Origin of the sequence: Parabacteroides sp. An277 (assembly GCF_002159645.1) — a bacterium.
Lineage (GTDB): Bacteria > Bacteroidota > Bacteroidia > Bacteroidales > Tannerellaceae > Parabacteroides.
In genome coordinates, this window is the sequence record NZ_NFJB01000007.1 from 81121 (window position 1) to 100845 (window position 19725).

Sequence of the window (19725 nt, forward strand, 5' to 3'; positions counted from 1 at the left end):
CGTTATGTCTTCTTCTTGTGTGTACGAAGCCTGAGAAACTTCAAAAAACAAAGGAAACAAGAGATGATATGATGGCTCCTGCGCATACGCGTGGGGCTGTTATACCCACATCTTTTCCGAAGGTTTTCTCAGGGCCTGTACACAGAGGAGTGTGGCATACAGTTCCACGCTTCGTGTTTATGTAACCTTTTAAACAAGTCTTTTTGGGAGCTGTGAAGGACACGTTTTTAGAACATGAATAACAGAAAATGCATAAGATTTTTGATGACAATTCCTTTGTTGTTATCTTCTATAACAGCATACGCAGGGATTGATTGGAGTAGATATGATGATGGTCCTGTACTTTTCTTTGGATGGGAAACGTCTTTATATTTCGCTATCGCAGCGGTCATCCTTTTTGGGGTATCAGGTTTTTTATCAAATTTATTCAGAAATGACCAAGGAAGCATAGAAGGGGGAGGAGTTGGATGTTTTATTTGTATTATTAATATTGCGATGATAATTTGTGCAATATGCTCATTTTATCTATTGATACCTTTGGTAATGATTTTTATATTTCTTAGAGGAAACAAGAAGTAAAAATCTATTGCTACTTCCATTGTTAAGATAAGAAAGAAACAGAATATATACAAACTAAAAATAGGGAGGATATCGTCATGAGAACTTCAACGAAACAAGTTATTGTTAGGCTTATTTTTATGGTACTTTGTTTCATACCGCTGGTGACACATGCACAGTCTTTTCGACTGAAAGCGTTTGGGATATCTTACAAAGTAAAAGATAGCTGGGGAGGCTGGTCCGACTGGACCGACTGGAAAGCTTGCAACATCGATATATCTGTCAACTTTAACACTCATCGGATTCTTATCTTTTCAAAAGAGACGCAAGACTATGCTATTTCAGAGATGCTACCTACTGCGCGTTACGACGAAAACGGAAAGTCGGTCGTGATGCGATGCGTGGACGACGATGGTTTGATCTGTATCCTCCGGCTAAGATCTCAATATCACCCCGATATGATACAACTCTATATAGAGTATAGTGATATGATTTGGGTGTATAACGTGGAAGAATACTAAAGTTCTCCCCTTGTAGGGAAAAAGGCAACTCCATCCATCTCTCCTACGGGGGGTATCCCATAATATAACATATATATATCACTAAAATCCCACAACCTTTCCCCCACCCTCGTTGTTATGATAAGAAAGTAACGAAAGGAAACGAAGATGAAAAGTTTGAACAACGCCATTTGGCGAGGTATTTTTGCAATCCTGTTAGGATTAGCACTTATTTTATGGCCAGAAACGGCTGTGATCTATATGATTATGGTGATTGGTGCAGGGTTCTTGCTGCCTGGGATTTTTACGATTGTCAGTTATTTCTTGCGAAGCCGGAACGACGTGATGACCCCGATGTTTTTCCCGTTCGATGGGTTGGGAAGCATCTTGCTGGGCATTTGGTTGCTCTTCATGCCAGCGTTTTTTGTCAACATATTAATGTATGTGTTGGGCGCGATTCTGGTGATTGCCGGCCTACAACAGATTATATGGCTCATCTCTGCCCGTAAATGGCGAACGGTCGGGGCGATGTTTTATATCCTTCCGTCGCTCATTTTGCTGACGGGCATCCTCATTCTGGTATATCCCATGGGCGTCATTGCCAACACGCTCATGCTCTTTGGCATTGCCATCTTGGTATATGGCGCGAACGAGCTGGTAAACTGGTTTAAGTTTCGGAAATATAGATACATCCAGCTGGATTAGTTGGGAGACTTGCGATACTCCATGGGCGACATGCCGGTACGCCGCTTGAAGAACTTCCCAAACGTGCTTTGGTCGGAAAAGTGCAACGCATCGGCCACCTCTTGGATAGAGGCTTGAGGCGCTTTAAGCAAGAGTTTGGATTCCTGCAAGAGCGCATCGTCTATCCATTTATTGGCCGATTGCCCACTCAGTTCTTTTAATACAAGCGAAAGGTATTGAGGCGTAATTAATAGATGATCCGCATAAAAAGAAACCACATGTTGTTCGCGACAATGGGTATACAAAAGCTTAAGAAACGACTCGAAGAGTTCCTCTTTGCGGGTTAATGCGGGGGGAGTAGCAAACTCCTTGCGGTCGTAAAAGATATTTCCTATCTCAATAAAGAAGCCTAAAATGACGTTCTGCAACAAGGCACGATGCAAGTTATGATGCCGAAGCCCCATCTTGGCACGGAGCACCGCCAGGTTATCATAAAGTACTTCCGTCTCACGCGGAAGAAGTTTCACGCAGGGATTCTTGCGGATCGTCATATATTTAATGGTAGGCGAGGAATTGCCCGGGTGCATCGTTTGTTGAAGAAACGAATGCGAAATGATTAACAACCTCCCTTTGAAGTCGGAACTGATTTCCTGTATCTGTACGATATGCGTCGGCATAATGACTACCATCGTATCCGGTTGGATCGCATAAGCTTTATAATCAATATTTATCTTGAGCGACCCCTTGCGCAACAATAACACCTGCAGCGCATTTGTCCGTATTAACCCAGATGTATACGTGAAATCTGCATCTAAGTCGGCCAACAAAAGGTCGTTTTGGAAACTCGTGCTTCCAGGCAAAAGCTGTTTTAATCGTTCGAACTCAATAATAGGCAATTCTATCATACCAATCCAATCTTTAATTTTTCATTCATTCCAAGGGCACAAACATACGGAAAAGATAAGAAACTTCCCGAAGAAAAAGACTAAAAAATTTGGCACGTGCGAAAAAAAGAGCTACTTTTGCACCGTTTTCTCGCGTGTGATGGGAAAATTAGAATGTATTAACAAACTGAGTAACTCTAATTTTGAGTAACACATTTAACAAAGTAAAATGAAAACATTTCAATTAACAGGCAAGACAAGAGAAATCGCCGTTCGTTCGGCAGATCAGAAGAGAGCATTGAAAGCAATGCGCAACCAGAGTGAAATCCCAGCTGTATTGTATGGTGGAGAACAAGTTGTTCACTTCGCTGTAACACAGAGTGACGTACGCAAATTAATCTATACGCCAGACATTTTCGCTATCGAATTGACTATCGACGGCGTACAGAAAATGGCTGTGATGAAAGAAATCCAATTCCACCCGGTAACAGATGCTATCCTGCATATCGATTTCTTGGAAGTATTCCCAGAAAAGCCTATCGTAATGGAAGTTCCGGTCGTATTGGAAGGTCATGCGGAAGGTGTAAAAGCCGGTGGTAAGTTACAGCTCCAGATGCGTAAGTTGAAAGTTAAAGCCAACTATACGGATATTCCTGAAAGATTGATTATCAATGTAGATAACTTAGGCTTGGGTAAGACAATGCAAGTAGGCGATATCCATTTCGAAGGATTGGAAATCATGAACGCGAAGAATGCAGTCGTTTGTGCTGTTCAGTTGACGCGTGCCGCTCGTGGAGCTCAAGCTAAAGCTTAATAAGATAATTTCATAAGAGATTCATATTTATAAATTGTGAAAAGTATGAGGGTTTATTCGTGAGAATAAGCCCTTTTTTTATCGAGAAAAGAGATTAATTGAAAGATGAAATATTTAATTGCTGGATTGGGAAACATCGGACCAGAATATTTAGGTACACGCCATAATATAGGTTTCCGCGTCGTGAACCGCTTGGTAGAAGCGTGTGGTGGCACATTCCGCGAAGAGCGGTACGGAGCGATTGCCCGCGTGCGCGTCAAAAACTGCGAACTGGTCGTGTTGAAGCCAAATACTTTTATGAATTTGAGCGGAAACGCCATCCGCTATTGGCTACAGAAAGAGAATATTCCGGTAGAAAACCTATTGGTGGTCGTAGACGATTTGGCACTTCCGTTCGGGACGTTGCGCCTCAAACCCAAAGGAAGCGATGCGGGGCACAACGGACTGAAAAACATTGCCCAGATGTTGAATACGCAAAATTATGCCCGGCTGCGCTTCGGGTTGGGTAATAACTTCCCCAAAGGTGCCCAAATTGATTTCGTATTAGGTCAGTTTCTCCCTGAAGAATTAGAAGCCATGCCCGAAAAGTTGGACAGAGCCGTCGAGATTATCAAGGCTTTCTGCCTTTCGGGCGTACAATTTGCCATGAACCAGTATAACAACAAATAAATAAACAAGCAAGCCGACTCCCGCTCCGTACCTACCCGGAAGGACACAAGTACCTACCCGGATATACAGCGGTAGGGACATAGGCTCGCCTCAAAAAGCGAAAGGAAAAAAGATATGAACGAAGTTCGGATAGATAAATGGATGTGGGCGGTGCGCATCTTCAAGACGCGCAGTATCGCGGCTGATGCCTGTAAGAAGGGCCGCGTCATGATAGGCGGCGTGAACGTCAAACCCTCGCGCATGGTGAAAGTAGGAGATGTCATCCAAGTACGGAAACCGCCCGTGACGTTCTCTTTCAAAGTCCTTGCCCTAAGCGAAAACCGAATGGGTGCCAAACTGGTCCCCAATTTTATGGAGAACGTGACAACACCAGACCAATACGAAATTTTAGAAATGAACCGCATCTCCGGATTCGTGAACCGTGCCAAAGGATTGGGACGGCCCACGAAGAAAGACCGGCGCGAGTTGGAGCAATTTACCGGTGCCGATTTCTATGAGGCAGCCGACGACTTCGACTTCGATTTCGATTTTGATTCGGAAGAGGAGGATTCATAGTTTGTCGCGTTTTCTTGCCGGAACTGTTTCCGGCATTCGGTAGGCGACATTCCAAAGTGTTGCCGGCAATATTTCCCGAAAAAGGAGATGCTGGGAAAATCCAGGTAATCTGCCACCTCCTTAATGGATTTGGTGGAGTTCTTCAGCAGATGGCGAATGTCAATCAGCATATATTCGTTAATCCAATCGAAAGCGGTTTTCCCACTCACCTGCTTACAGACGGTAGACAAATATTTGGGCGTGACGCACAATTGGTCGGCATACCAAGAGATATAGCGGGGTTTCACCTTACAACCTGAAAGAAGTTTGATGAATTGTTTGAAAAGGACATCCCGTTGCTTCGTCGACTCGCTTTGGTCGGACGTGTAGTTGTCCGCACTGGCCAGCAATTCATACATGACCGCCCTGACGAGCGACAGGATGATTTCTTTCCTGAACAGTGTCTGTTTGTTCCTTATTTTCGTTTGAATAATCTCTCCGTAAAGTTGGAACAAGCGGATGTTCTCCTCATTAATAAAGATGACCGGATTCTTGGCGAAATGAAACGCCCGGTCCCATAAATTGCTATCGGAAAAACTCTCCATGACCATCTTTTGCGACATATGCAATACGCCTCCCTCGAAATCAGGGCTCAGCATACAGTTGCAGACCAGGTCGTTCGGGAGACATATCAGGAGGTGGTTCTGCTGGATGGTGTAGGGTACCGTATTGATTTCCACTTGCAGTTTTCCCGTGATACAGACGGCTATCGTATACATATCCGTTTTAAAGGCGCCGTCTTTGAGAGGAATCTCTCGTATGTCGGAATGAAACGCGATGTTCCCATCCATGTAATCCACGTCTTGAATATGGTCTTCTATTTGATCGAAACTAACCTGTTTAATGTCCTCTTTCTTATCCATAATTTTTCTTCCTTGTTCAATTTGTCCGCAAAAATAGTTCTTTAAGGGGCAAGGAATCTGTTCTACAAATCTTAAATAGTTGTCTTATATTCGGATGTTGGGTTCTGGGTGAATTATAGTTACGCTATATCGTACTTTTAGAACACAAGGGATAGATGATTTATCCTCATTTTTGCAACCAAAAGTTTAGTATCAAGCAAATGAGAACAAATATGAAGATGAAGTATTATGACTTACTGGTCTTGTGTTCCCTCGTGTGTTGGGCGACGGGATGTAAGCAACCGGCCACAACGGAATCACGTCCGGTAAAAGTGAAAATCATGAGGGTTGAGTCCGTTCCTATTCATCAGGGGCGGGAGTTTTCAGGTACGATTGAGGAATCGGTCGGCTCGACATTGAGTTTTCCGGTAGCAGGAACCCTCGAGCAGATACGGGTCTCGGCGGGACAGCACGTCGAGCAGGGGGAATTGATTGCCGCATTGGACGAGTCGACCTTACGTCATGCGTATGAGGCGGCTTCCGCTTCGCTCGTTCAGGCGGAGGATGTCTATCAGCGTATGAAACAGCTGCACGATAACCATAGTTTGCCGGATATCCAATGGGTAGAAGTGCAAAGCAAACTGAAGCAAGCGCAATCGATGGAACGTATCTCGCGGAAGAATCTGGAGGACGGTAGGCTGTATGCTCCCTTCTCGGGCGTTATCTCGGAGAAGCATGTAGAGGTCGGCCAAAATGTGATGCCGGGTATCCCGGTCGTGAAGTTAGTGACCGTCAGTCCGGTGAAAGTGCGTATCTCGGTGCCGGAGAACGAAATCTCCCAGGTGGACTTAGGGCAGGCGGTTCGTATTTCCGTATCGGCTTTAGGGGGAAAGCTCCTGGAGGGGAAAGTGGTGGAAAAGGGAATCGCGGCGGATCCCTTATCACGGTCGTATGAGGTGAAGGCGTTGGTCGATAATCCTTCAGGGGAACTCATGCCCGGCATGATCTGTGAGCTTTACCTGGAGAAAGCGGAGGAAAGGGATTCGGCTATTGTATTGCCCAGCCGGATTGTCCAGTTGGACCACGCGAACCATCCTTTTGTCTGGGTGCATCAAAGTGGAAAGGCGCATAAGCGGATAGTTGAGATGGGCCCGTTCGTACAGGAGGGCGTCACGGTTTTGTCGGGTATCTCCGTCGGCGACGAGGTGTTGGTGGAGGGACAACAAAAGGTAAGTGAACAAATGGATATCCAGATTGAAAATTGAGTACTATGAGAGAAGCAAAGAGACGTAACTTCGTGGAATGGGCCATGCACTACCGTCAGATTGTCATCTTGGTAGTGACCTGTCTGGTGGCCTTTGGTATTTATAGCTTGCCCGAAATGCGGAAGAACGAGTTCCCCGACTTTACGGTGCGGCAGGGAATTGTGGTAGCGGTGGCGCCCGGAAACACGGCGCAGGAGATGGTGGAACAGGTCGCCAAGCCGCTGGAATCGTATATCTTCACCTACAAGGAGGTAAAGAAGGAGAAGACCTTCTCGAAGAGTCGCGACGGCATCGTCTATATCCAGGTGGAGCTGAATGACGATCTAACGAACAAGGATGAGTTTTGGAGTAAGTTTAAGCATGGGGTCGCGCAGTTCAAGAGTTCGTTACCGAGCAACGTATTGGCAGTCATGGTGCAGGATGATTTTGGGGATACCTCTGCCCTACTCATTACGATGGAGAGCGAGGATAAAACCTATCGCGAGCTGGATAATTACATGGATCGTCTGCAGGACCGTCTGTGTCGGATCCCTACCGTCGGGCGTATGTCGGTGAGCGGACTTCAGCAGGAGCAAATCTCCGTCTACGTAGACCCAGACCGCCTAAGTCAGTATGGACTGAATGAACAGACGCTGGCGCTCGGACTGATGCAAAAGGGGTTCGTCACGGGCGGAGGCCGAGTAAAGGACGGCGAGATAGTGGAGCCTATCTATGTGGCTCGCTCACTGAATACCGTGCGCGACGTGCAGGAGCAGATTGTGTATGCGGATGCGCAGGGGCATATTATCCGATTGAAGGATGTGGCGCACGTGGTGCGCGAGTATCCCGAATCGGATAGCTACATTACGAATAACGGAAGGAAGTGTCTCCTCCTCTCGGTGGAGATGAAGAAGAATCAGAATATCGTGGCCATGGGCGACGAGGTGAATCGGGTGGTCGATGCTTTTCAGGAGGAACTGCCCAATGGTGTGACGCTCTACCGCATTACGGACCAGAGCCAGGTGGTTGCGGACAGCGTGGCGAACTTCTTGCATGAGCTGCTCATTGCCATCGTAGCGGTGGTGGTGGTCGTGATGCTATTGCTCCCCTTGCGCGTCGCGTTGGTGGCGGCGTCTACTATCCCGATTACCATCTTTATCTCCTTAGGACTCTTCTACGCCTTCGGTATCGAGCTGAATACGGTTACGCTGGCGGGACTGATTGTTACCTTAGGGATGATTGTGGATAACAGTATCGTGATTATCGATAGTTACTTAGAGAAGCTCGGCGAGGGCATGTCGCGCTGGCATGCTTCTATCGAGAGTACCACGCATTTCTTACGTTCTATCTTCTCGGCCACGCTGGCCATCAGCATTACCTTCTTCCCTTTCCTAATGACTTGCACAGGTATGATTCACGACTTCCTGCTGCACTTCCCGTGGAGCATTACGATTGTGCTGGCCGTCTCGCTATTGGTGGCTACGTTGCTGGTTCCCTTTATGCAGTTCTACTTTATCCGTAAGCCGATGGCAGTTTCACCGGAAGGAAGTAGGAAGTCCTTCTCGTTTCTCGACCTGCTGCAACGGTATTATACGAAGTTGTTTAACGTTTGCTTCCGTCACCCTTACGTGACGGTGGGCGTAGGTCTGGCCTCTATCGTCGTCGGAGGCTTCCTGATGAGCCGCCTGCCTCAACAGCTTCTTCCGGAGGCGGACCGCAATCAGTTTGCCGTGGAAATCACGTTGCCGACGGGGACAGACCTGGAGGTGACGGCGGCCGTAGCGGATAGTCTGGAGCACATCTTACGTCAGGATGCGCGGGTGGTAAGTGTGGCCTCTTTCAAGGGATGTGCTTCTCCCCGCTTCCAGAACTCGTATGCGCCGCAGATTGCCGGTACGAACTATGCGCAGTTCATTGTAAATACCCAGAGCGCGGAGGCGACGGTGGAACTGCTCGATGCCTATGCGCCACGCTTCACGGACTATTTCCCCGGCGCCCGCGTGCGTTTCAAGCAGCTGAGCTATAGTGATGCGGTCTATCCGGTCGAGGTAAGGCTTTCGGGGGAGAACTGGGAAGTATTGAAGGAGGAATCTCGAAGGATAGAGGCGCGTTTACGTCAGATGGAGGGGCTGGTATTGGTACAGACCGACCTCAACGAACCACTTCCGTCTGTCGACGTTTGCCTTAAGGAGGAGGAGGCTACTCGGTTGGGAGTGACCAACTTGATGCTGGAGTCTGTCCTGGCGATGCGCTATGGGGATGGCCTGCCTATAGCGAAGGTTTGGGAGGGCGACGAGGATGTCCCCATCGTCTTGAAGAGTACGAAAGCCGACCGCGCCCTGACGACCGACCTGGAAGATGAGTTAATACCTGCAGCTGCCGGACTGAGGAACGTGCCGCTCCATCAGGTAGCGGACGTGGAACCCAGCTGGAAAGAGGGACAGATGGTAAGGCGGAATGGTATCTATACGATTACGGTGCAGGCGGATATTGCTCGGGGCGAAAATGCGATGGCGATGAATGCACGCGTCCAGGAGGTCGTGAAGGAGCTGTCGATAGCTCCGGAAGTGCAGGTGAGCTTCGGCGGAGAACAGGAGGCGACCGACGATAAGCTGCCGATGATTCTAAGCGGACTCATGCTCGCCTCGGCCATTATCTTCTTTATCCTCTTAGCGCATTTCCGCAAGGTGAGTATCGCATGTCTGATGTTTGTCAGTCTGTTGCTCTGCCTCTTTGGAACGGCAATAGGCATCTGGCTGCAAGGCGTAAACCTAAGTGTTACTTGTGTACTGGGCGTCATTGCTTTGATGGGAATCATCGTGCGCAACGGCATCATCATGTTTGATTATGCAGAGGAGCTCCGGACGACCGAGCATATGACCAGCGCGGAGGCTATCTACCATTCGGCGCTCCGTCGGATGCGACCCATCTTCTTAACCTCAGCAGCCGCCTCGATGGGCGTAATCCCTATGATTCTTGGTGGGTCAGGATTATGGATGCCGATGGGAACTGTCATCTGCTACGGCACGTTGATTACGATGCTCTTTCTGTTGACCGTCCTGCCTTGCGCCTATTTAATCTTTTTCCGAGGCAGTACCCAGCGACGGGCGAAATGGGAGGCATTGGAACAGCAATAAGGAGGAAGCTATCGGCAGAAACGTAGGAAGCCATTGGCAGAACGGGAGGAAGCCACCGACAGAACGGGAGGAGCAAACTGTGTCATGGGCATGGCACAATTGTGCCGTCGGCATGGCAAAACTGTGCACTGCGCATGGCACAATCGTGCCGTCAGCACGGCACAATGGATACTTCGGCAAGAAGGAACGGATACTTCAGCAGGAAGCCACCGATACTTCGGCAGGAAGAAATAGGAATTACAGTATGAATAAAAACAAGAACAAGATGAAACGACAAATGAATAAGTATCTTTGGATGATCGTATGCGTAGGAATAAGCCTGACGGCCGTTTACGCACAGCGATCCTACATGTTGGATGAGTGCCTCGAACAGGCGCTCGCCCATAATCTGCGCCTTAAAACGGCGGAACGAAACCTACAGATGGCCCAAGAGGACCGGAAGAATGCCTTTACGAAATACTTTCCGAGCGTGAGCGCAACGGGAGGAGGCGTGCTGGCCAACAAGGGGCTGCTGGAGATGGAACTGCAACCCGGCGCGCTGATGTCGCTGGCAGACGACGGATTGATGGGTGGGGTGACGGCGACCCTCCCCCTATTTGCCGGCGGGCAAATCGTGAATAGCAACAAACTCGCTGAGGTGCAAGTGGAGGTGAACAAGCTACAACTGCGCCAGTCGGAAGAGGAAGTCCGGCTCACGACTACGCAATACTTCTGGCAGACGGTCATGTTGAAGGAGAAGCTCCATACATTATATATAATAGAGGAACAGCTGACGAACCTGCAGCGAGATGTGGAAGCGTCGGTCGAGGCTGGCGTAACAAACCGCAACGACCTGCTGCAGGTACAGCTGAAGCAAAATGAGACGCAGAGCCAGCGCATACAAGTAATGAATGCCCTCGCCCTCATGCGCAACCTGCTGGCTCAGTATATGGGACTGGGTGTAGACAGTGTAGAGGTCTCCTTCCAGCTGGAGGACCAGATGCCCCATACGCCCGCCTCGCTCTATACTACACCAGAAAGCGCCTTGCCCCAGACGAATGAGTACCATCTCCTCCAGCAACAAGTGAAGGCATCCCAGTTACAAAAGAAGATAGCCGTCGGGAAGAATCTGCCGAGCGTAGCGATCGGAGGAGGCTATGCCTATGAAAATCTGATGGGACGCGACCATGACTTCTGGGTGGGATTTGTGACAGTCAGCGTGCCCTTGACGGCATGGTGGGGCGGATCCCACGATATCAAGAAGCATAAGATAGTGGTACGCAATGCCGAAGATCAACTAAAAGACCAGAGCGAGATGCTCATCATCCAGATGCGCAAAAGCTGGAACGACCTGACCGATGCCTACAAACAAGTAGACATCTCCCGAAAGTCCATCGAACAGTCCACTGAGAATCTGCGCCTCCAAAATGAGTACTACACGGCCGGAACCTGTACGATGAGCGACCTCCTCGAGGCGCAGACGCTCTACCAACAGAGCCGAGACCAGTATGTGGAGAGTTACGCCCAATACGAGGTGAAGAAGCGTGAATACCTGCAAGCGACAGGACGATAACACGTCCCCGCTTGCCTATCCGCCAGCACGAGGAAGACGCAGCCCCTCCCTTATGGGAAAAAAGCGGGGAGCAACTTACTTATTTACATGTTTTGTATTATCTTTGCATCCAAATTTTAGATGACTAAAGAATGAAAAACAGCAAAATTTATTCAAAAGACTGGTTAATGCTGCACCCGTATGTGGAGAGCTCGGCAGTCGATGCTTATTATACGCAGATAGCCAACAAGATTTACGACATCTTGGTAGCTACGAATTTGGTCAATTCGTTTGAAGGCGATGAAGCACAACAGACGGCTTTGCGGCTGGCGGCTTATTTCGAAGACGTGATTTCGCAGACGAACATCTGGCGTACGTTCATCGTAGGATATAAAGAACGATATGGGCATTATTTGCCTTTCTACACGACAAGCGACCATTACTACGAAGACGAAGCGAACGTGGAAGATGTGCGTTTCTTGCTCTGGCATTATATCCAGCAATACCACGGCTGGCGGAAGGGGACGTTCGTCAATCCGGACAACCTGACCACACAGGCGGCTTCGAACATGATTTATAAACTCTTCTGCGACGAATGGACCACGGCGCCCGAGAATCCGCGCATGCAGCAATTATTTAGCAACGACACGCGCTACGAGACGCTCGACCAGTACAACGAACTCCTGCACTGGTTCCATTACCACGCTTACTTGTTTACCGAAACGGAAGCCGAACTGACCGATACGACGAAAGATTACTGGCAGAAAAAGGGCATCCAGAACCATGAGCAGGACGTGCTGCTGATTCATAACCTCCTGGCGCATGTCAGCCGTCTGCCATTTTTGGCATATACGTCACCCTACTGGCTCTCGAAGCTGGTCAGCGAAACGCATCCGGACTATGCCCTCTTCCAAGAGCAGGCAAACCAATCGCTGGCCTTCGTGAACCCGGAAGAGACGAAACGACGCGAAGAGGTGGCTACGGACTACGAGAAATTCAAGAAGTTCCTCCCCGACGACCTGTTCCTTTATCTCCACAGCGAGGCCGAGTTCTACGACTTCCTGGCACAACGCATGGGTAAATTCTTCCCCGGACGCCGTCCCAGTACGACTCCACGCCCCTTGGCGGTCTACGCATCGCCCGAAGATGGTATACAGCTCCTCAACCTGGACGTCGACTGCATCAAAGACGAGAAGAATCCCTTCTATAATCCCGAGCGGGCTGCCAAAGCTGCTTTGGGCTTCTTCATCGTGAAGCATTGTAGCCTCAGCGTGTTGCTCGAAATGCAGAAACGCGGCATGTTGGCCGACGCGCAGACGAAGAGCCTCCTCGGCGAAGAACGCGGTCAAGCCATCATTCAAGACAACTGGAAATTCCTGATTGAATATTTCTTCAAAGAAGAGGTAAAAGACTAATAGAAAGGCACGGAGCCATTCATAACAAGTACGAATTAAAAGCTCCGTGCCTTTTTTGGGGTGAATCCTTCCTTATTTCGTTTTCTTCTGGTAAGGATTCTTTACCGGTACTTCATGCTCTTCCTGCATATACGAAGGCCCATGTTTCTTTCCCGGTTTCTTCGGCTTTTTGTTTCCTGCAGCTCCCATTGTCTTTTACTCTTTTAATAATTAATTTATACCGATACAAATCTATCAAAATACATGCCACGAATGTTTGCACCGCGTTAAACTTTGCTTTTATTTCCAGCGAAAGAAAAGCGTTGTGATGAGAGTGTATCATAATGGGTGTATGGCACACAGAAAACACTGATTCAACAGATAACCACAGATTTATTTAGTTATAAGTCCATAAAAAAGAATCTGCGCCAATCTGTCTCATCTCGTATCCTCTGTGTGCCCACATATAAACTCAATAGATTCCATCAATACCCCAAATCGTACGTCTGCCGCACGGCCGGGACACCCTCTTTCATCCAGCGCGGCATCTCCTCTCCTTTCAAATAATGGTTGAAGAACTGGAACATACGGGTCTGGAAGTCGATACGGTTCGGGAGCTTCAAGGGCCAATGCGGCTCACCCGTATAGTTCAACATCCAGACCGGCTTCTGGAGGCGCTTCAGGGCCACAAAGTATTCAATACCTTGATACCAGGGCACATGACCGTCGGCATCGTTGTGCATGATGAGAAGCGGCGTCTCGACCAAATCCATACGGAAAAGCGGCGAGTTCTCGTAGTAACGCGGTTGCGCGTCCCACGGCGTCCCCCCCACACGGCTCTGTCCGTGCTCGTATTGGAACGAACGATTCAACCCGGAACCCCAACGGATACCACCATACGCACTAAACATGTTCACCACCGGCGCCCCCGATTCGATAGCCGCAAAGAGGCGTGTCCGTGCAGCCAGATAAGCTACCTGATAACCACCCCAGCTATGCCCCTGCGCACCAATCGCCCGAGGATTCACAAATCCTTGTTCGATGAGCTTCATGACACCCGGCATCAGACACTTGAAGCAATCCTCACCCGGGAGTCCGTATGCTTTATAACGAATATCAGGATTGAATATCACGTATCCGTTGCTCAGGTAGAGGTGATAATCGATAGTCGAGCGGTGCGGTTCGGGGATGTGATATTCGTAGAGCGTCTCCGCGTTCCGTTCGTAGAAATTCACCAACATCGGGTATTGCTTCGTCGGGTCGAAGTCGGCCGGCTTATACAAAACGCCTTCGAGCGTATCGCCATCCAACGAAACCCATGAGACCAACTCCGCGCTACCCCATTTATAGTTCGCTTGCTGCTCGCACAAATGAGTAAGGCGCGTTTCCTGCTTAAAAGAGGAATCGGTACAACGGATATCCGGATATTCCGCAAAACTCTCTTTCGAGAAAAGCAACACGTCCGCCTTCTTCGCCCGCTGGAGATTACCTACCTGATAAGCGCCACCCATCAACTTGACCGGTGTTTGCCCCGCCTTCCAACGATAAACGGCAGAACCTTTCGTTCGTTCGTCGAACGCCAAAAGAAGTTGCGGCGTGTTCATATCAACCGCACGTTCCTCTTCGTCCAAACGTTGCAACCGGTATGAGAGACGCTGTGCGCGTCCATTCTGCGTTAAGTTCCGAGGAGCCGATTTCCCTTCCGGATCAAATTGCCAAATGTCGTAACGGTCGTAAAGCAAAACAGACGCATCCCTCTTGCTCCATCCAGCCACGCCATAAGGATAAGGATAATCCGGCACATCCATCTCCTCTTCCCATGCACGGAAGGTGTGCGGCGTCGAGAGGCGATGCTCCTTTCCATCCGCCAACGAGATACTATACCAACTGCTATCCATCTCCGAATAAGCCAACGCATAACGAGCCTCCGGAGAGAGCCGGAACATGCGATAATCCGCCTCCGCCAACAAGGTCTTTTCGCCCGTATCAAGCGACACCCGATAGGTATCGTAGCGCGTCCGTCCTTCCCACATCGAAGAGACGAAATAGGGTTTCGAGGCCGAAAGCAACGCCCACGGCGCGTTCCCCTCATCGCCCAGTTCAATCTGTTCCAATAAAGTATCGGCCAATTGGAAGCAACTCCCCGCCTGGAGGTTGTAGACCGCCTGGTAAGAACGTTTCAAATCCTCTTCCCGATTGAAGTTTTGCACCGTATGCTGCACTGGCTCATTCCAACTCCAAACTTGCACGTTCGGGAAGTTCGTATCCAATATCGTTGAATCACGTTCGACGGGACAAGGCGCCGTACCAAAGAAAAGCCGCTCTCCGTTTCGCGAGAAAGATAACGTGCCATGCGGACTCACCACCCATGTGCGAGGTAATGCTTTGGCACCACGCGCCACCAGTTCCCGCGCCTTTCCCTTCTCGGCCAACCAAAGTGCGGCCTTCTTTTCAATAGAATCCTTTTCGGCATAGAGGAAAGCCAGGCGCGTACCACCCTCGTCGAATGCCATTTGTCGGAAATCCCCGTCGCCCGCTTTGACTTGCACCGCCTTCCCGACGTTCAAATCCAAGACATACAATCCCGCTTTCCCCGTTTCGACCGAGACGAAATAGAGCTGCGCCGCTTTTTCAGCAAAACCATAATCCGTTATCTTTCCGTATGTTTCCCGCTTCTTTCCATCCATCGAAACAACATATAACGTTGAATCTTTCCGCCCACGCTGGTAGGCCAACCAATCCGCCTCTTTGGACAATTGATAGCTTCGGATTGAATCGAGCACCGACTCCGCCCCGCGTTTCAAATCACGAATGTAGAGCCTATCCATCGGCATTTCTTCCTCTTTCGCCTTCTTTACCTTCAGCGAATCCAAGGTATGCTTCGAAGGTATCCCTTTCACCACGGCCCAACCCGATGAGGCCGAAAACTCCACCGATGAAGCGGGTTTATACGCCGCACATTCCTTTCCATCCGATTGATAAATCCGCACAGAAGCGTCACCCACCCACGGTGATATCTGAGCGGCGACATACGCCCCGTCATCCGAGACATGCCGCCCCGTGATGCGTTCCCATGCCGCCAAATCCTGCACCGTCATTGCTTTTTGCGCTTCCAACGCCGCCGGGCTTACCGCCAATAGCAATCCGCCCAGCCAATACTTCATTCCTTTCATGGTCTTTATGTTCTATTTTTCATTTAAAGACAAAGGTAAGAAAAAGAAACGAGCATTGCTCCAAGTAATAACTATGTGTGTAGAAAAATATAGTTACTTCCGCAGACATTCATAGGTAATAAACTCTCTAATTATACTTATGCATAAATCGAAACACTATAAAATCCCTAAAAGTAGGTATTGCCGGACAATTTCAAGCGCTGTATTTTTGCACAAGGGAAAAACAGTAACATTGTACATTATCCATGCAAATGCTGAAAGAAGACATACGCGACCGTATATTGGCTATTGCCAGACAGCAATTCGCACAGAAAGGATATTCCAAAACTTCCATACGCGAAATAGCCGGACTGGCAGGAGTTGGGGTCGGAAACATCTACAACTATTTTGCGAACAAAGACGAGCTGTTCCGTGAAGTGGTCCGTCCGGTCTTGTATGCCTTGGAAGCCATGTTGCAGGAGCATCACGGCATACGGGGCGAAGATATTATGATGATGCGGTCGGAAAAATACCTGAAATCCTGCATTGACGAATATGTTTCGCTTATAGACAAACACCGTTCGCTAATGGAAATACTGTTGTTCCGTGCGCAAGGTTCTTCATTGGAACGCTTCCGTGAGAATTATACCGACCGTTCCACGGAATTGGTTAAGGCGTGGTTCGCGTCCATGCAGCGGAAACATCCCGAAATCAATACGGCTGTGTCCGATTTTATCATTCATTTGCATACGGTATGGATGTTCACGATGTTCGAGGAGCTATTGATGCATTCCGTACCCCGGCAAGAGATGGAGGCTATTTTGCACGATTATATCCTGTTTGAAATCCAAGGTTGGAGGGCTATTATCAAGATATGAGATACAGACAACGTACATACGAACATTCAACCGCATCAGAACGGTTGGTAAGGAGGAAATCTTCACGGAGGTTTCCTCCTTTTTTTATGAACAATTCTGAATATCGTTCGCTTTTGCGCACTTTTCTCACATTCGGCAAAGCAAGTAAACTCGCTTTGCTCTCACTCAATCGAAACGTTTACTATTAAATTACAATATAATGAAACAGAAACACGAATTTAAGAGCATTGTGGCGGAGACGTTGCTCATTCCGCTATACATGAGAGCGAAAGAAAGCCGCCGTGTCAATCCCATTTTGGATGACAAGGCAGCGGAACGGTTGGCAGACAGCTTGGAATACGATTATTCCCAATTCGATGGGGCAAAGCTGAGCGAAGTGGGCTGCGTGGTGCGCGGCTGGTATTTCGACCGTGCCGTAAAACGGTTTATCGATACGCATCCCCGTCCGGTAGTCGTAAATGTAGGGTGCGGATTGGATACCCGTTTCCAGCGTATCGGCAACCCCAAAACTGTTTTTTATGACTTGGACTTGCCGGAAGTCATGGCACTACGTCGGGAATTGATACCCGAACAGACAGGTAATGTTTATATCGCAGCTTCCTTACTGGAAACCGACTGGATGGACGAGCTACGTCGGAAACATCCCGATGCGGAATTTATTTTCATTGTGGAAGGTGTGCTGATGTATTTTTACGAGAAGCAGGTAAAAAGCTTCCTGCATCACGTGGCAAGCCGTTTCGGAGGTGGAGAGTTGTGGTTTGACGTATGTGGCACCATGATGAGCCGGCATGGTGTAAAGCCCGATTCACTCCGCCATCATGAAGCGCAAATCCGTTCGGGATTGAGCGATGGACATCTGGTGGAACAATGGGAACCGGCTTTGCAACTCATCGAACAAGCTAACTACATGAAGTTTTTCCGCTCACGCTGGGGATTCTTCTTCGGACAAGTATTAGGGCGCATTCCTTGGCTATGTTATAAATTCAGTTCATTACTCGGATATAAAATCCTATCAAAATAATATACAATGAATCAAACAAAAAAGAAAGAAGGTCTGTCCCGGCTGTTCGAGATAGCGGGACAGAAGAAAGGGCTGCTCGTCATGGCAGGCGTGTTGTCTGCTGGCAGCGCGGTGTGTATGCTCGTGCCCTATTGGGCGGTTTATGAAGTTTTAAAAGAATTGCTGACACATGGAGGAAATCCCGCCGCTTCGGACGGAGCCGTCATGATACGTTGGGGATGGATAGCGTTTGGGGGACTTGTCGGCGGACTGGTATTGCTGTATGCCGCCTTGATGTCTTCCCACATTGCGGCTTTCCGCATACTCTATGGATTGCGTGTCCGCCTGTCCGAACACATCGGCAGGCTTCCGTTAGGGTATCTGAACAACACGTCCACCGGAGCCATCAAGAAAACAATGGACCAGAACATCGAAAAGATAGAGGGGTTCATCGCCCATACCATTCCGGACTTAGTGAACGTGGTAGCCACGGTGGCGGTGATGCTTGCCATCTTCTTTTCGCTAGATGCGTGGCTGACGGCCGTATGCCTAGTGGTTGTAGTGGTCAGTCTGTTTCTTCAATTCTCTAATTTCATGGGCAAGAGGGCAAGGGAGTTTATGGGCATCTACTACGACGCACAGGAGCGGATGAGTGCGTCCGCCGTGCAGTATGTGCGGGGGATGCCCGTGGTCAAGATATTCGGGCAAAGTGTCCGTTCGTTCCGTCAGTTCAATGCCGAAATCCAGGCATATAAGACCTTTGCCTTGAAGTGTTGCGACACCTACCAGAACGGGATGATCGCCTTTACGGTTCTGCTCAATTCGATGGTGACGTTCATTCTCCCCATGGGCATCCTGCTGATGCAGGCCAGTCCGCAGTCGCTATCATTGGCTGTGGTATGGCTGTTCTTTATCATCATGGGACCGGGCATGGCTTCACCCGTTTACAAACTGACCTTTTTAGGAGGCAACACGCGCGACATCGATGAGGGTGTAAAACGCATCGACCGCATCTTGGGAAAAAAGCCTGTACCGGAAGCGGAGCACCCACAAGTACCTACATCCTACGATGTGGAGTTCCGCCATGTATCATTCTCCTACGAAAACACGGAACAGGGCACGCGGACGAAAGCCTTGCACGATGTCAGCTTCACGGCACCGCAAGGAGAGATAACGGCGCTTGTCGGTCCTTCGGGAAGCGGCAAGTCTACGATAGCCAATCTGATTCCCCGCTTTTGGGATGTGGAACAGGGAGAAATACGCATAGGCGGCGTGGACATCCGCCAGATAGCCACGGAGAAGCTGATGGACATGGTGTCTTTCGTATTCCAGGACACGTTCCTGTTTTACGACACGCTCTATGAGAACATTGCCGTCGGCTCTCCCACTGCCACGCAGGAAAAAGTGATAGCCGCAGCCAAGGCCGCCCAATGCCATGACTTCATTGAGCGGTTGCCGCAGGGATACGACACACGGATAGGCGATAAAGGTGTGTATCTCTCCGGAGGCGAAGCCCAGCGGATATGTGTGGCACGCGCTATCCTGAAGAATGCGCCGATACTGGTGCTGGACGAAGCCACGGCTTTCGCCGACCCGGAAAACGAGTATAAGATGCAGATGGCTTTGCAATCTTTGATAAAAGACAAGACGGTCATCGTGATAGCGCACCGCCTCTCTTCCGTTGTTTCCGCAAGCCAGATTATCGTCATGAAAGAGGGACGGATGGCGCAGTGCGGAAAACACGAAGTCTTGTCCGTCACAGAAGGTGTATATAAGAATATGTGGGATGCCTATACGAGTGCTTACCACTGGACGTTGAACAAAAATTGAAAAGGAGAACAAGA

General features: G+C 49.1%; 17 protein-coding genes. 13 read left to right on the top strand and 4 right to left on the bottom strand.

All coding sequences use genetic code 11. The features are described from left to right. The first annotated feature begins 234 nt into the window (after positions 1 to 234). The 3 genes from B5F77_RS04360 (at position 235) to B5F77_RS04370 (ending at position 1763) form a co-directional block, all read left to right on the top strand. On the top strand, positions 235 to 579 hold the full coding sequence (locus B5F77_RS04360) for a hypothetical protein (protein ID WP_087328186.1): 345 nt from the start codon (positions 235 to 237) through the stop codon (positions 577 to 579). A 119-nt stretch (positions 580 to 698) separates the two neighbouring features. Further along, entirely contained in the window at positions 699 to 1079 is a 381-nt protein-coding gene (locus B5F77_RS04365) for a hypothetical protein (protein WP_140392810.1), read from the top strand. A gap of 147 nt (positions 1080 to 1226) precedes the next feature. After that, positions 1227 to 1763: a DUF308 domain-containing protein gene (locus tag B5F77_RS04370; RefSeq protein WP_087328192.1), complete on the top strand. Its 537-nt coding sequence runs from the start codon at positions 1227 to 1229 to the stop codon at positions 1761 to 1763. On the opposite strand, the gene B5F77_RS04375 is transcribed toward B5F77_RS04370, so the two are convergent. Continuing rightward, positions 1760 to 2647, bottom strand: coding sequence for a helix-turn-helix transcriptional regulator (locus B5F77_RS04375; protein ID WP_087328195.1), 888 nt, complete (start codon positions 2645 to 2647; stop codon positions 1760 to 1762). The two genes, B5F77_RS04370 and B5F77_RS04375, sit on opposite strands and share 4 nt — an antisense overlap. Before the next feature lie 208 nt (positions 2648 to 2855). Here B5F77_RS04375 and B5F77_RS04380 point away from each other — a divergent pair, with 208 nt between their 5' ends. The 3 genes from B5F77_RS04380 to B5F77_RS04390 all read left to right on the top strand — a co-directional run bounded on the left by B5F77_RS04380 (position 2856) and on the right by B5F77_RS04390 (position 4664). Continuing rightward, positions 2856 to 3440 (top strand): 50S ribosomal protein L25/general stress protein Ctc, encoded by a 585-nt coding sequence (locus tag B5F77_RS04380; RefSeq protein WP_087328198.1) that lies wholly within the window; start codon positions 2856 to 2858, stop codon positions 3438 to 3440. Between the two features lie 105 nt (positions 3441 to 3545). Further along, a complete protein-coding gene (gene pth, locus B5F77_RS04385; RefSeq protein ID WP_087328201.1) occupies positions 3546 to 4109 on the top strand; it encodes an aminoacyl-tRNA hydrolase in 564 nt (187 codons plus the stop codon). Between the two features lie 114 nt (positions 4110 to 4223). Continuing rightward, a complete protein-coding gene (locus tag B5F77_RS04390) occupies positions 4224 to 4664 on the top strand; it encodes an RNA-binding S4 domain-containing protein (RefSeq protein WP_087328203.1) in 441 nt (146 codons plus the stop codon). Here the strand turns inward: B5F77_RS04390 and B5F77_RS04395 are convergent. Next, positions 4601 to 5566 carry a helix-turn-helix domain-containing protein gene (locus tag B5F77_RS04395; protein ID WP_087328208.1) on the bottom strand — a complete coding sequence of 322 codons (966 nt, stop codon included), beginning with the start codon at positions 5564 to 5566 and terminating at the stop codon, positions 4601 to 4603. The two genes, B5F77_RS04390 and B5F77_RS04395, sit on opposite strands and share 64 nt — an antisense overlap. A gap of 212 nt (positions 5567 to 5778) precedes the next feature. Here B5F77_RS04395 and B5F77_RS04400 point away from each other — a divergent pair, with 212 nt between their 5' ends. From B5F77_RS04400 to B5F77_RS04415, 4 genes are all read left to right on the top strand, one after another. Further along, positions 5779 to 6810, top strand: coding sequence for an efflux RND transporter periplasmic adaptor subunit (locus tag B5F77_RS04400; protein WP_087328294.1), 1032 nt, complete (start codon positions 5779 to 5781; stop codon positions 6808 to 6810). Positions 6811 to 6815: 5 nt separating this feature from the next. Beyond that, positions 6816 to 9926, top strand: a complete 3111-nt coding sequence (locus tag B5F77_RS04405) for an efflux RND transporter permease subunit (protein WP_087328210.1) — start codon at positions 6816 to 6818, stop codon at positions 9924 to 9926. 265 nt (positions 9927 to 10191) lie between these two features. Then, positions 10192 to 11478 (top strand): TolC family protein, encoded by a 1287-nt coding sequence (locus B5F77_RS04410; RefSeq protein WP_239445725.1) that lies wholly within the window; start codon positions 10192 to 10194, stop codon positions 11476 to 11478. A gap of 131 nt (positions 11479 to 11609) precedes the next feature. Further along, complete coding sequence (locus tag B5F77_RS04415) at positions 11610 to 12872, top strand: DUF3843 family protein (RefSeq protein WP_087328212.1); 1263 nt, start codon at positions 11610 to 11612, stop codon at positions 12870 to 12872. A gap of 72 nt (positions 12873 to 12944) precedes the next feature. Here B5F77_RS04415 and B5F77_RS04420 read toward each other — a convergent pair whose 3' ends face one another. After that, entirely contained in the window at positions 12945 to 13061 is a 117-nt protein-coding gene (locus B5F77_RS04420) for an RNA-binding protein (protein WP_087328215.1), read from the bottom strand. 275 nt (positions 13062 to 13336) lie between these two features. Then, the gene (locus B5F77_RS04425; protein WP_087328219.1) at positions 13337 to 16024 is read right to left on the bottom strand and encodes a prolyl oligopeptidase family serine peptidase; all 2688 of its coding nucleotides are present in this window, start codon (positions 16022 to 16024) and stop codon (positions 13337 to 13339) included. A gap of 245 nt (positions 16025 to 16269) precedes the next feature. Here B5F77_RS04425 and B5F77_RS04430 point away from each other — a divergent pair, with 245 nt between their 5' ends. The 3 genes from B5F77_RS04430 to B5F77_RS04440 all read left to right on the top strand — a co-directional run bounded on the left by B5F77_RS04430 (position 16270) and on the right by B5F77_RS04440 (position 19711). Continuing rightward, positions 16270 to 16881: a TetR/AcrR family transcriptional regulator gene (locus tag B5F77_RS04430; protein WP_087328224.1), complete on the top strand. Its 612-nt coding sequence runs from the start codon at positions 16270 to 16272 to the stop codon at positions 16879 to 16881. A gap of 199 nt (positions 16882 to 17080) precedes the next feature. Further along, positions 17081 to 17902: a class I SAM-dependent methyltransferase gene (locus B5F77_RS04435; protein ID WP_087210030.1), complete on the top strand. Its 822-nt coding sequence runs from the start codon at positions 17081 to 17083 to the stop codon at positions 17900 to 17902. Between the two features lie 6 nt (positions 17903 to 17908). Continuing rightward, entirely contained in the window at positions 17909 to 19711 is a 1803-nt protein-coding gene (locus B5F77_RS04440; RefSeq protein WP_087328226.1) for an ABC transporter ATP-binding protein, read from the top strand. The last annotated feature ends 14 nt before the right edge of the window (positions 19712 to 19725 follow it).